12 protein-coding genes are annotated in these 13,283 nt (G+C 53.9%); 6 read left to right on the plus strand and 6 right to left on the minus strand.

What is annotated here, in order from left to right; translation table 11 throughout:
- Positions 1-90 precede the first annotated feature (90 nt).
- On the minus strand, positions 91-1,182 hold the full coding sequence (locus CSC3H3_RS11055) for a TRAP transporter substrate-binding protein (protein ID WP_101284844.1): 1,092 nt from the start codon (positions 1,180-1,182) through the stop codon (positions 91-93).
- 350 nt (positions 1,183-1,532) lie between these two features.
- The gene (locus CSC3H3_RS11060; RefSeq protein WP_101264260.1) at positions 1,533-2,624 is read right to left on the minus strand and encodes a TRAP transporter substrate-binding protein; all 1,092 of its coding nucleotides are present in this window, start codon (positions 2,622-2,624) and stop codon (positions 1,533-1,535) included.
- 582 nt (positions 2,625-3,206) lie between these two features.
- Here CSC3H3_RS11060 and CSC3H3_RS11065 point away from each other — a divergent pair.
- On the plus strand, positions 3,207-4,529 hold the full coding sequence (locus CSC3H3_RS11065) for a globin-coupled sensor protein (protein ID WP_101284845.1): 1,323 nt from the start codon (positions 3,207-3,209) through the stop codon (positions 4,527-4,529).
- 94 nt (positions 4,530-4,623) lie between these two features.
- On the opposite strand, the gene CSC3H3_RS11070 is transcribed toward CSC3H3_RS11065, so the two are convergent.
- Positions 4,624-5,634 carry a helix-turn-helix domain-containing protein gene (locus CSC3H3_RS11070; protein ID WP_157831879.1) on the minus strand — a complete coding sequence of 337 codons (1,011 nt, stop codon included), beginning with the start codon at positions 5,632-5,634 and terminating at the stop codon, positions 4,624-4,626.
- Positions 5,635-5,805: 171 nt separating this feature from the next.
- On the opposite strand from CSC3H3_RS11070, the gene CSC3H3_RS11075 reads away from it, so the two are divergent.
- The 5 genes from CSC3H3_RS11075 to CSC3H3_RS11095 all read left to right on the plus strand — a co-directional run bounded on the left by CSC3H3_RS11075 (position 5,806) and on the right by CSC3H3_RS11095 (position 11,328).
- The gene (locus CSC3H3_RS11075) at positions 5,806-7,836 is read left to right on the plus strand and encodes a TonB-dependent receptor domain-containing protein (RefSeq protein WP_101284847.1); all 2,031 of its coding nucleotides are present in this window, start codon (positions 5,806-5,808) and stop codon (positions 7,834-7,836) included.
- 87 nt (positions 7,837-7,923) lie between these two features.
- Positions 7,924-9,093 (plus strand): ABC transporter substrate-binding protein, encoded by a 1,170-nt coding sequence (locus tag CSC3H3_RS11080; RefSeq protein ID WP_101284848.1) that lies wholly within the window; start codon positions 7,924-7,926, stop codon positions 9,091-9,093.
- Complete coding sequence (locus tag CSC3H3_RS11085; protein ID WP_245881084.1) at positions 9,090-10,229, plus strand: FecCD family ABC transporter permease; 1,140 nt, start codon at positions 9,090-9,092, stop codon at positions 10,227-10,229. The genes CSC3H3_RS11080 and CSC3H3_RS11085 overlap by 4 nt, the downstream gene beginning before the upstream one ends.
- A gap of 2 nt (positions 10,230-10,231) precedes the next feature.
- Positions 10,232-11,029, plus strand: coding sequence for an ABC transporter ATP-binding protein (locus CSC3H3_RS11090; RefSeq protein WP_101264265.1), 798 nt, complete (start codon positions 10,232-10,234; stop codon positions 11,027-11,029).
- A gap of 2 nt (positions 11,030-11,031) precedes the next feature.
- Positions 11,032-11,328, plus strand: a complete 297-nt coding sequence (locus CSC3H3_RS11095) for a DUF2218 domain-containing protein (protein WP_101284849.1) — start codon at positions 11,032-11,034, stop codon at positions 11,326-11,328.
- 96 nt (positions 11,329-11,424) lie between these two features.
- Here the strand turns inward: CSC3H3_RS11095 and CSC3H3_RS11100 are convergent, their stop codons facing one another.
- Genes CSC3H3_RS11100 through CSC3H3_RS11110 form a run of 3 tightly spaced genes read right to left on the minus strand, consistent with a single transcriptional unit; the run spans position 11,425 to position 13,278 of the window.
- The gene (locus tag CSC3H3_RS11100; protein WP_101284850.1) at positions 11,425-12,474 is read right to left on the minus strand and encodes an energy transducer TonB; all 1,050 of its coding nucleotides are present in this window, start codon (positions 12,472-12,474) and stop codon (positions 11,425-11,427) included.
- A 10-nt stretch (positions 12,475-12,484) separates the two neighbouring features.
- Positions 12,485-12,889, minus strand: a complete 405-nt coding sequence (locus CSC3H3_RS11105) for an ExbD/TolR family protein (RefSeq protein WP_101284851.1) — start codon at positions 12,887-12,889, stop codon at positions 12,485-12,487.
- The gene (locus CSC3H3_RS11110) at positions 12,886-13,278 is read right to left on the minus strand and encodes an ExbD/TolR family protein (protein ID WP_101284852.1); all 393 of its coding nucleotides are present in this window, start codon (positions 13,276-13,278) and stop codon (positions 12,886-12,888) included. Before CSC3H3_RS11110 ends, CSC3H3_RS11105 begins: the two co-directional genes overlap by 4 nt.
- Positions 13,279-13,283: the final 5 nt, after the last annotated feature.

Here is a 13,283-nt window from a genome sequence, read left to right on the forward strand (position 1 = left end):
ACCCCTCGCAAAACAAAAACCAAAGCCAAACAAAAAGGGCGATCCCAGCGGACCGCCCTTTTGCATTAAAGATGCGAAATCACCGAAAAATCAGGATTCCCAAACCTTTGCGCGCTGGATCAGGCCCGTGGCCTCGAATTCCTTGGCATAGGGGGCAGCGATTTTGGTGAAGTCCATATAGGAATCATAAATGCGCTGGTTCAGTTCGTTTTTCGCCGCGATTTCCTTCACCGCATCCATCGACTGTTTGGCCAGTGCCTTGATCACTTCATCAGGGAAGTGGCGGACTTCGATGTTCTTTTTCAGAACGGCCTGATAGGACGTGATGTTGTTATAGGTGAAGTCAGCCAGGGTCTGTTCAGCATTGGCCTGTGCGGCAATACGAACAATTTCCTGCAGGTCTTCGGGCAGCGAATTGAATTTGTCCTTATTGATAAAGACTTCGATGCCAGTACCCGGTTCAGCGAATGCCGGGGTGTAGTAATATTTGGCAACCTGCGTCAGACCAAAGGCATAATCGTTCCACGGGCCAACCCATTCGGCAGCGTCAATCGCACCGGACTGCAAAGCAGGCAGAATTTCGGCCGCGGGCAGCATGGTCACAATGGCACCCAGGCGGCGCATTGCTTCACCACCGATGCCAGCATAACGCATCTTCACACCTTTGATGTCATCAACGGTGTTGATTTCCTTGTTAAACCAGCCACCAGCCTGCAGGCCGGTATTCCCTGCCAGGAACGGAACAACGTTGAACTGGGAATAAAGTTCTTCCCACAGGGCCTGACCACCACCAAAGCGCAACCAGCCCGACAGTTCCCAGCCCATCAGGCCAAACGGAATGGTCGAAAAGAAGTTAACCGCGTCGTCCTTGCCAGCCCAGTAATACGGGGTGCCATGGGCCATTTCGGCCACACCCTGTTCAACGGCGTCCATGCATTCAAATGCCGGCACCAGTTCACCGGGGCCATATACCTTGATGTTCAGACGACCGCCCGACATTTTGGTGACGCGTTCAGCAAACTTTTCGCCATTGGCCCCCAGTCCGGGCGAGCCTTTCGGCCAGGGCATGACCATACGCCAATTGAAGGTGTCATCGGCTTTGGCGATCGCAGGCGCGGCAAAGCCGCCAGCAACTGCGCCTGCGGCAAGGCCAGCACCTTTTAGAAATTTACGACGTTCCATGAAGAGCTCCAGTAGTCTTATTTGATAATTTTTTGCGTAAAAATGACAAATCTATGCCATTGAATACGTTGCAAGCGCGCAGAGTCATTGGTTTTACCAACAGCAACAATGCGCGTTTTCGGGATACAGCCATGCGCCAAATGCATGGAATGGATTATTTGCAACGCAAAACACAACCATAAATATCCATTTGCCGTTACGGCGTGCTATTGGCACCGTTTTTACAGTCTGTGCCAGCATTCGGCCCGTTCGCACCTGCAATGCGTAAAAAAACAAAACCGCCCTGCCAGATGACAGGACGGTCTTTTGCAAAAAGGCCTGATTAAAGGGCCTGTTCACGGATCAGGGGTTCAGTATCCCCAGACCTTTGCACGCTGAAGCAGGCCGGTTGCTTCAAATTCCTTGCCGTAACGGGCCGCTTTTTTGACCAGATCCATATAGGAATCATAGATCTTTTTGTTGGTTTCGCTCTGGTTTGCGATTTCTTCAACGGCAGCCTTGCTGGCATCAGCCAGCGCCATAATGACGTCATCGGGGAACTGGCGAACCTCGACACCCTTGTCGATCAGGGGCTGGTAGGATTCAATATTGTTGAAGGTGAAATCCGCCCAGGTGTTTTCAGCAATGGCCTGTGCCGCATAGCGGATGATCGCCTGCAGGTCCGGGCTGAGGCTGTCGAACTTTTCCTTGGAAACGAAAATTTCCAGGCCCGGTCCGGGTTCATGGAATGCCGGGGTGTAGTAATATTTGGCAACCTGATACAGACCAAATGCAAGGTCGTTCCACGGGCCAACCCATTCGGCGGCGTCAATCGCGCCGCTTTGCATTGCTGGCAGAATTTCGCCCGGCGGCAGCATGGTGATGTTGGCACCAATACGGCGCATTGCCTCGCCACCAAGGCCGGCATAGCGCATTTTAACGCCCTTCAGGTCATCAACCGATTTGATTTCCTTGTTGAACCAGCCACCGGCCTGCATACCGGAGTTACCAGCATAGAACGGCACCACGCCAAAATCGGCATAGACTTCTTCCCAAAGCTGCTGACCACCGCCAAAGCGCAGCCATGCCGTCAGTTCCCAGGCCGTCAGGCCGAAGGGAATGGTCGAGAAAAAGTTCAGAACCGGGTTTTTACCCTGCCAGTAGTAAGGTGTGCCATGGGCCATTTCGACCACACCCTGCTCGACTGCGTCCATGCATTCAAAGGGCGGAACCAGTTCGCCCGCGCCATACACGGAAATCGACAGGCGGCCATTGCTCATTTCTTTGACAATAGCCGCAAATTTTTCAGCGTTGGTGCCAAGACCCGGTGTGCCTTTGGGCCACGGCATAACCATACGCCATTTCAGGTTTTCCTGCGCCGAAGCAATTGCCGGTGCAGCTGCCGTCGCGGCAAGTGCGCCCGCCCCCAGACTGGCGCCTTTTAAAAACTGACGACGTTTCATCCTAACTTCCCCTAACCTGTTCTTATTTTAGCAGTTTGTTGCAAAAACTTGCGAACGAAGGGTGGATTTTGGCGAATTTCGCAAACAAATACCACCATTTTTCCAAGGGCGAAAAAACGGCCCTGCTTCGCGCAGTTTCAGACGCAAAATTCCGCCGCAGGCAGGTTGATGACCCGCAAAATCAGGGTTTGGTCGAAACCTGATACGACCTGAAAAATCAGTAAAATCGACAAAAGTTTAAATTCGAGATTCTTAAGTATAATGCATTTCTACTTAAAATTGCTTTTTGAAAAAGATACAATTTTAATTCAAAGAACAGATCGAAAAACCAAGGCATTGTTATGTAGTTTTTACTCATCCTACAATCGGGCTTTCACCATTATGGCATGTAAAGCCCCCATAATTTCCTTTCAAAAAGTGTGAATTGATTGCCGGTTTTTTAGAAAAAATGAAAAAAATCGGACCTATCCACACTAAAGTATAGTTAAATTTAATCTGATGAAAACCAACCTCAGATTTTAGAAGGATTCGTGCCAAAGCCTTTTTTTGGCACTGCTGCAGCGAAGAGAGATGGGGTCAGGGATGTCAGCAGAATTAGATCGTCGTATCGCTTTCGTTGAATTCAACGATAAAAAGCGCAGTTATCTGCGTGAACTTTGGCCGGTTATCGAAAAGAACCTGCCGGAAATGTTGGATTCTTTTTACAAAAAGGTGATGGCCCGGGCCGATCTTGCCGCCATTATCGGCGATATCAACCGTGTCGAAGGCCTTAAACGTGCCCAGACCAGCCACTGGAAGACCCTGTTCAAGGGGGATTTCGACGGGCATTATTATGAAGAAGTCCGCCGCATTGGTCGTGCCCATGAAAAAATCGGCCTGACCCCGGAAGCCTATGTATCGGGCTATAACTACATCCTTGGCATGATGACATCCATCCTGCATGACACTTTTCGCAAACGCCGCGAAGTTGGTGAAATGATTGCTGCTGCCTCGACGGCCATTATCATCGATATGGAAATGGCGATCACGATTTACTACGAAGAAACACGAAATACCTATCATCGTCGTCTTGGCGCCATGTCCGAGGATTTCCAGACAACGGTATCAAAGGTTGTTTCATCGCTGGCAGACAGTGCCAGTGACATGTCCAACGCGGCCGAGGCATTGGTCGATAGTGTGCAGCAAACCCGCACCCAGACCACCGGTGCGCGCGATGCAGCCGAAGTATCGGCCGAAAATGCCGCCACCGTTGCAGGTGCGGCCGAGGAACTTGACGGGTCCATTCGCGAAATTTCATCGCAGGTCAGCCGGGCATCAACAATATCGCAGGATGTTGAAGGCGCGGTGCGCGCAACATCCGATACCATCGGTATTCTTGATGCGACAGCGCAGGAAATTGGCACCGTTGTTGATTTGATCGACAAAATCGCCAGCCAGACCAACCTTTTGGCCCTGAACGCCACCATTGAAGCCGCCCGTGCCGGTGATGCCGGTAAAGGTTTTGCCGTGGTTGCAAGCGAGGTTAAAAACCTGGCCAATCAAACGGCCAAGGCCACGGGCGACATTACCGCGCAAATCAATGCGGTGCAGGAAACTACCCATCGCGCCGTGGACGCCATTCAGGGTGTTACCAGCCAGATCAGCATCATTGTGGATGCAGTTGCCGCCATTTCGGCAGCAGTCGAACAGCAAGCCGCCGCCACTGGCGAGATCAGCAACAACATCAACGCCGTTTCCAGTGCCAACCAGAATGTGAATTCCAGCCTGGGCCATGTTGGTTTGACGGCAGATCACACCGGTTCGGTCGCACAGGAAGTCCTTTCGGTATCCAAGGCACTGCGCAACCACGCCGATGTCTTGCGAAAAGATGTCGATAGCTTTCTTAAACGCCTGTCTGCCGGTTAAAAACAACCTACCTTACATACGCAAACAGCCCGGCCCAATCACAGGCCGGGCTGTTTTGTTTGGCGCAATCACAAAACAAAACCCGTGTGCGTTATTAACGTTCCCGTGCTTCTGATGGCGAGATGCCAAATACGCGTTTAAACGCGGTCGCAAAATTGGCCGGCGAGGAATAACCCGCCAGATAAGCCGCCTGGCCAATCGTTAATCCGTCCTTGTCCATGGCATCACGCGCGGTTTGCAGGCGGGTTTCGCGCATAAAATCCATAACCGTGGTGCCATAGGCGGTTTTAAACAGGCGCTGCAGGCGCGCGACACTCATATTCATCGCCGTGGCAAGATCGCGCAGGGACAGGCCACTGGTCATGTGGTGGGTAATATAATCGCGAATTTCCTGGGCTTTATCGGTGACATCCACAGATGCGGCCTGGCAGTTATGTTCGATCTGGGGTGTTTCCATCACGCTGCGCAGAGCTTCGCCAAAAATTTCCAGCCCGCGGCTTTCAATATAAATCTCGCGAAACAGCGGCAGCTCGATCGGCGGGTAAAGCATTTGTTCGGCCAGGGCGACAGCACGACGCGATGGTTGCCAGCGCACCGGCCCATGATCGCCGGTTAAAAATGCCCGGATCGCATCCTGACCGTGGCTTTGCCCCAGACTTTTTTCAACCCAGTCAAATCGCGCGGTTACCATCACCTTGCGCACGCGGTTATGTTTGGGAATACGCCGTGTCAGGGTAACGGCATGGGGCAACGCCCACATATAGCCAACCACACCATGCCTGGCGTCAAAATCAAACGGTTCATCATCAAATGCGCCTTCAACCCGGCCATCCACCACAATGGCAACCGTCACGGCTGGATGCACGAAATTTGAAATTTCAAAATCGCGCATTGCCACCGTATCGGTCGTATGCACGCGGAAATGCGATGTTGGCCTGTCATTAACCAGCCGCCCCTTCAACACCGTGTCATCGGGCTGCAAGCCTGCCTGCCCGCCTGCCACCTGCCGGCTTTGCCCGCCATTGCGCCACAAGGCAGCAGCGGTGATATCGTCGCGGTCAAGCGGTGTCCGTCGCAGCGCGGGCTGTTCTGGCAATTTATCCATCGTCATTTCCGTTCTGGTCCCTTTTCCCGCCTGGCAAACGGCAAAACGCCGTTTTCGCAGACAGGTGCGATGATTTCGCAAACGTCTATTGGCTGGTGACGTTTTGCAAAAATTAATATTAACAATCATTCGCATTTGGTAAAGACTATTCATCGATTGAGGGACCATATTATGCCGCAGCACCTGCTACCGTTGCTGTTTACCACTCATCTGCCCCTGCAGCGCTGGATCCGCACCACGCTTTTGACCGGGGTCAGCATTGCCGCCTTTCCCTGTGTCAGCCTGGCGCAGGACAACGGCAGTGAAAACAGCGCTGCGGCCAAACTGGACCCGATCACCATTACGGCGGACCGCGAAGCAGAAAATGCGCCCCTGCCCGGTGGCGTCACCATTGACCAGGAAGCATTGGATGCCATTGCCCCGCGCAGCCTGAAAGATGTGTTTTCCGGTGATGCGGCAGTCAATGTTGGCGGGGCATCGCCAGTCACACAAAAAACCTATGTGCAGGGCATTGAAGATACGAAACTGAACGTCACCATCGATGGCACCCGGCAGAACAATTCAAACTACCATCATCTGGGCACCACCATCATGGATCCCGGCATGTTAAAGCAGGTGGATGTTGAAACCGGTGTCGCCCCGGCAGACGGCGGCCCGGGGGCACTGGGCGGTTCCATTGCCTATGAAACCCGCGATGCCCGCGACATTGTTGAACCCGGTCGCACCTTTGGCGGATATGGCAAAATCGCCTATGACACCAATTCACAGGGACTAAGCGAATGGCTGACCATTGCCGGGCGCAGCGACAGTGTCGAGGCACTGGCCTATCTGCAAAATAACAACACCAATAATTACCGCGATGGCAATGGCGACAAGGTGCCTGGTACCGCCAATGGCAGCGAAAATGGCCTGGGGAAATTTGCCTTTAATGGCCGTGACGGCGAACGGTTCGAAGCCTTTGCCAGCCATTTGGAAGACGAAGGTGTGCGCCCGGCCCGGCCCAATTTTGGTGCCCTGACCGGCGGCCAGAACCCGCAATGGATTTCGTATAAGAAAACAGCGATGGGTGTTTCATATGTGGATGAAATACCAAATGGGCAGTTGGACCCGGAAGTGTCGCTGAATTACAGCAAATCCGAACTGGATGTGCCCCGCCTGCAAAGCGGCCCCAACTATTTTCATAACCAGTCCGAAGTCGAAACCATCAATGGCAAGGTTGCCAATAACTTTGACGTTGGCATGGGCAAGGTAAATACCGGGATTGATTTTTACCACGATGAAGCCACCGGCACCCATGACAATGGTGCGCGTGCTGGCACCTATAAGGAAAAATCGACCAATATCGGCCTGTTTTCGCAAGCCCGCCTGAACCTGACGGATCGCTGGCGCACATCCTTTGGCGGGCGGTTTGACCGGCAGTGGTTTACCGGCATTGATGGCACCGAATTTGATGAACAGGGCCTGTCTGCCAACGCCAATACCGAATATGACATTTTGCCAAACACCACCCTTTATGGCGGTGCAGGCACGGCTTTTGGCGGCCTGCCCATTGGGGAATCGGCGATCTATAATTTCACCGGTGTCTGGGATTACAGCAATTTCGCCCCATCGCGGTCATTTAACTACAAGGCTGGTTCCCGCGTTACGTTTGACCGGTTAACGCTGGACGGCAACGTATTTTACAACCGCATTGAACGGTCCCACGACCTGTCATCGGTTGACCGGCAAACAACGGCCGATCTGGTAACGCGCGGCATCAATCTTTCGGGCACCTATCAGTTCGATACGGCCTATATCCGCACCACATACAGCCACACCATTGTCCGGGCCGACGGTGCGCCGCCCGTTAGCACAGCATCGGCATGGCAAGGTGTTTTGCTGGGCGACATTATTACCCTTGATGCTGGTAAGGAATGGCGGGATCTGGGCCTGCGCGCCGGTATGTCATCCGAACTGGCACTGCGCAATGACGACCCCAAAAAATACGGCGAACAGCCCATCGATACCTATTTCGTCGCCAATCTTTACGGCGAATGGACACCTGAAATGCTGTCAAACGCGGTAACGCTGCGCATTGATGCCAATAACATCTTTGATCGCGCTTACAGCAACCGCACCACAACCGGTTACGACAGCATCCGTACCGAACCTTACCTTGATCCGGGGCGAAGCTTCATCCTTTCAGCGAAGGTTACCTTCTAACCCCCACCCACATATTTGCGCAATCGGGCGGCCCATACGGGCGGCCCCTTTGTGCGTTTTGACCGACCCAAAAACGCGGACATACGCATGAAAAAGCTGATCAAATCCCTGGCACATATTGCCATTATCACCGCAACGGCCACATTTGGCACCCAAACCGTCCTTGCGGCCGAACCCGCGCAAAAACAGGTCACCCTGACCGATGTTGCCGGCCACGACGTAACCGTGAATGTCCCGGTGAAATACATGATCCTGGGGGAAGGCCGGTTTCTGCCCAGTATCGGCATTTTGGACCCGGAAAACCCTGTTCGCTGGATTGCCGGTATGATGGGTGAATTCAAACGCCTGGATCCGGCAAGCTATGCCCAATATCAGGCGAAATTCCCCGCCATTGACGATATCGCGTTAATTGGCAGCAGCGGCGAAGAATCCTTTAATCTTGAAAAGGCGATTTCGCTGCATCCCGATGTGGCCGTTTTTGGCATTACCGGCGGGCATGGCCCCAGCGCCGAAAACAAACAGATTTTCGATACCCTGGCAGCCGCCAATATCCCCGTCGTCGCCATTGATTTTCGCCAGGACCCGCTGGTTAACGCCCCCAAAAGTGTGCGTATTCTGGGCACCCTGATGGGCAAGGAAGACCAGGCGGAAAAATTCCTGGAATTTTATGATCAAGGCCTGGCAACAGTACATGACCGGTTGGCAACAACCACCGAACGCCCCGGTGTGTTTATGGAAAGCCGTGTTGGCCTGGCACAGGAATGTTGCGAGGCAATGGGCCAGCAGATGATGGGCCGTTTCATTGACTGGGCCGGGGGCAAAAACGTGTTTGGCGATATCATCCCCGGCACACATGGCACGGTTACAATCGAACAGTTGCTGGTGACCCAGCCCGACTATTACATTGCAACGGCAATCGGCGCGGCCAATGTCAAAGACAATGGCAATCGCGTGATACTGGGGGCCATGGCAACACCCGATGATGCCGCAAAATCATTGCAGCACATAACCGGGCGTACCGGCATGGCGCAGCTTTCGGCCATTCAAAATGACCACCTGTTTTCGATCTGGCATCATTTTTACAACACACCAATGAATGTTGCCGCAGTCCAGCAAATGGCGAAATGGTTCCATCCCGACCTGTTTGCCGACCTGGACCCGAACCAGACATTGCAAACCTATTTTGACCAGTTTCAGGCGGTTGATCTGAACGGGGTTTATTGGACCGACACCAAAGCCGGAACCACGCCCCAATGAACCACCCCACCCCAAAGGACGTTGCCGCGAATGGCAACGTCCAACATGATGATATGAATATCAGCCAGACCGCCATTGACGCAGTGACAACCCCGCAAAGCGACCACAGCCTTGCCGGGCAATATCGCCGTTTTATTTTGCGCCGGATTTTATGGTTGTCGGTGCTGGCTATCGCACTTTTTGCGTCGGTTATCGTCAATATCATGACCGGCCCTGCCCTGCTGACTGTTGGGCAGGTTATTGGCGGCATTATTGACCCGGCATCGCTGGATGCTGCCACGCATGTCATTATTTTTGATGTGCGCCTGCCATTTGCCCTGATGGCGGTTGTGATTGGTGCGGCCCTGGGCCTTGCCGGGGCGGAAATGCAAACGGTGCTGAATAATCCACTGGCAAGCCCGTCCACACTGGGCATCATGCATGCTGCCACACTGGGGGCGTCGCTGGCGATTGTCTTTAACCTGACCTTTGGCCTGCCGGAAAGCTTCGTGATCCCGATCAGTGCCTTTGCCGGGGCAATCCTTGCGATGGCGGCCATCCAGTTTCTATCGCGGGCCTATGGTGCAAGTGTTGATACGATTGTGCTGTTTGGCATTGCACTGGTTTTTGCCCTTGATGCGCTGGTATCCCTTATTCAGTTTGCGGCCAGTTCCGATAGCCTGCAGCAGATTGTATTTTGGACAATGGGCAGCCTTGCCCGCGCCAGTTGGGAAAAAATCGCCATTGTTTCGGTGGTTTTATGCACCTGCATGCCGCTTGCCATGCGCCATGTCTGGAAGATGACGGCACTTCGCGGCGGCGAAGATTACGCGCGGAGCTTTGGCGTTGCCGTTGAACGGCTGCGTCTGCTGGTTCTGATACGTGTCAGCATCCTTACCGCTGTTGCCGTTGCCTTTACCGGCGTGATCGGCTTTGTCGGGCTGGTCGGGCCGCATATATCGCGCCTGGCCTTTGGCGAAGATCACCGTTTTTACATTCCGGGCAGCGTCCTTGCCGGTGCCTTTATTTTGTCGATGGCATCGCTGGTCAGCAAACATATCGTGCCGGGTATCCTGATCCCCGACGGGATTGTGACCGCGCTGATCGGTATTCCGCTGTTTCTGGCATTGCTGCTGTCGCAAAAAAGGCGGGGATGATCATGACCGAATTAGTGATCAAAAATCTGTCCATATCCTATGGCAGCAAAAATATCCTGTCAGACATCAATATCCCGGCCTTTGCACCGGGCAGCATGGTGGGTGTGCTGGGGCCAAATGGCGTTGGCAAATCAAGCTTCCTGCGCGCGCTGGCCGGGCTTAACAAATATCATGGTTCAGCCACGCTTAATGGCCTTGAGCTTGGGACAATGGCCCATCAGGACCGTGCAAGGCAGGTTGGCTATCTGCCGCAAACCCTGCCCCAAGGCACCAGCCTTGTCGCCTATGAGGCGGTTATTTCCGCCTGCCGTGCGGTAAGGCCGGACCTTAGCCACCCGCAGGCCCAAAAACTGGCGGAAACAACCTTTAACGAACTGGGCATCACCAAACTTGCCTTTCAGCCCTTGCATCAAATGTCGGGCGGGCAGCGGCAAATGGTGGGGCTGGCACAGGTGATTGTTCGTGCACCGGCGATCATGCTGCTTGATGAACCCACAAGTGCGCTTGATCTGCGCTGGCAGTTGCAGGTGCTTGATGTTGTCAGGCGGATCGCCCGGCAGCAACAGGGCCTTGCCCTGATGGCGTTACACGATATCAACCTTGCCCTACGTCATTGCGATTATGTGGTGCTGTTTGGCAATGGCCGTGTGCTGGCCTGTGATGATGTCAGCCGTGTTATGACGGTTGATCATCTTAAAACCGCCTATCAGGTTGATGGCCGTATCGAACAATGTTCGCAAGGCACACCCTTTGTCATTGTTGATCGCCTTTCCCCCACCCCCCATCACCATCGGGAATGATGATGTTTCACACCAAAGGAACGGTCAAAACGGCCCATGCCGCCAAATACCTGCAACAGCTTTGCAAGCATTTCGCCCACAAGGTTGAGGTTTCCTATTCCATGACCGAAGCCGATGTCGCCTTCCCTATGGGGCCATGCAAAATGCGGGCGACCGATGATGAGCTGCAATTTCACGCAAGCGCGCTAAAGGCCGAGGGGATTGAACGGATCAAAGGCATTATCATCAATCATCTGGACCGTTTCGCCTGGCGCGAAACCATCTCCTATGACTGGCAGGATTTTAACGACGCGGATTAACCCGGGCCAAGTCCCCCTGGATGACTGAAAAATGCACAAAGCAGAACGGCCCGGAAATTTCCGGGCCGTTTGTCATTTCACATTGATTAAACCACTTTAACGCAGATCGTAAATCAGCGGCACCTGGAAGGATACACGCGGGCCTTCCATATCGTCCGGGAATGGCGGGAAACGCTTGATACGTTCAATCAGCTTTTCCGTTGCGCGGTCCAGCAACCGGTTACCACTACCTTCCACCAGCTTGATGGTCGAAACCGTGCCGTCACGTTCAATCACCAGCAGCACAGTATTGCGGCCCTCAATCCCACGCCGGCGTGCTGCCGACGGATATTCCTGATAGCGCATAATCGTCTGGATCACCGATGACTGGTAATCAACAAATTTCGCCTGGCTAAGGGCCAAACCGCCCCCGCTACCCGATGCTGCACTGGCCGCCTGGCTGTGGGTTTTTGTCCCCGTTGTGCCATCGGATTTCTGGGAATTAAACGCACCACCCTGTGTCGGGGCCGTATCAGTGACCGGTTTTGTTACGGCCTCTGGTGCGGCCGGGGCTGGCTGGGGCTTGGGCTTTGCCACCGGTTCCGGTTTTGGCTCTGGCTTTGGCTTGGGTTTAACCGGCGGCTTTGGCTTTACCTTCGGCGGCACAATTTCTGCCAGTTCCGGCTTTGGCTCCGGTTTGACTTCCGGTTCTTTCACCGGTTCGGGCACCGGCTCTGGTTTAACTTCAGGGACCGGCTCCGGCTCTGGTACGGGTTCCGGTTCTATCACTGGCTCTGGTTCAGGTTCCGGGATAACTTCCGGCTCTGGCTCTGGCTCAGGTTCTGGTTCGATTACAGGTTCGGGAACGATTTCCGGTTCCGGCTCCACTTCGGGTTCCGGTGCGGGTTCGGGCTCGCTTAGCTCGGGGGCTTTTTCGGCCTCTTCCACGCCCTGGCGGCTATCCACATCGGAATTCGCACTTTCTTCGGGTTCGCTGTCTTCGCCGCTGGTTGCCCTGCCGTCGCCCAGCGAAATGCTGACACTTTGCACAGCCCCCATACCGCCCCAACCCGATGGCTGGGGCACGGGTGTTGCCAAAACAACACCGCCCGCCAGGACCGCACCTGTCAATGCAGTGGCAATCAGAAAGTCCGTTCGCTTCGACATCGAAATTCCGTTAATTCTGCGCTTCTACTGCAGTCATCAGCTGCACCTTGTCGACATGCAGTTCCTGCAGGCGTTTCAGCAATGCCACAATCATCTGGCCGTCGGTATCGCGATCTGCCCGAATTTCAATCGGGTGGTCCTGAAACCCTTCTGGCAGCAATGTGGTAATTTCACCCAGCGCACCGTGCTGGTCATCCACACCCAGTTGGCCAGTTTTATCAACCCACAGAACTACCGTTTCATCATCGCGTTCCGATGCATCAACACTGGAGGGCGGATTAACATCAAACGGCCCCAGTTTTTGCAGGCTGCCTGCAATCATGAAAAAGATCAGCAGCAGGAACACGATATTGATCAATGGCAGCATGGGTTCCTGGCCCATGGTGTCGTCGGTGATTTGAATGCGACGTTTCATTCTTCAATCAAATCCACGTTTTTAATGCCATCACGCCCTAAAACATCCATGACATGAACCAGGCTTTGCAGTTTTGCCCCATTAACCGGCTGCAAATGCACGGGTGCGCCAGCATGGTCACGGGTGATACGCGCAGCCAGTTTATCAAGCGGCGTGCTATCGCCGTTCAGGGTAATGGCACCGCTGCCATCAATGCGGACAATGGCCGGGCTGGTGTCTGATTTTCTGGCAGTGGATTTATCCTGCACAGTCACCGACATTTCATAGCCGCGCCAATCCAGGAAGCTTGATGCCAGCATGAAAAACACCAGCAGGATGAACACCACATCAATCAGCGGCGTCAGACCGATGACGGGCGACGAACTGCGATAACGGGAACGAAGCTGCATGGGAA

Origin of the sequence: Thalassospira marina, from assembly GCF_002844375.1 — a bacterium.
Lineage (GTDB): Bacteria > Pseudomonadota > Alphaproteobacteria > Rhodospirillales > Thalassospiraceae > Thalassospira > Thalassospira marina.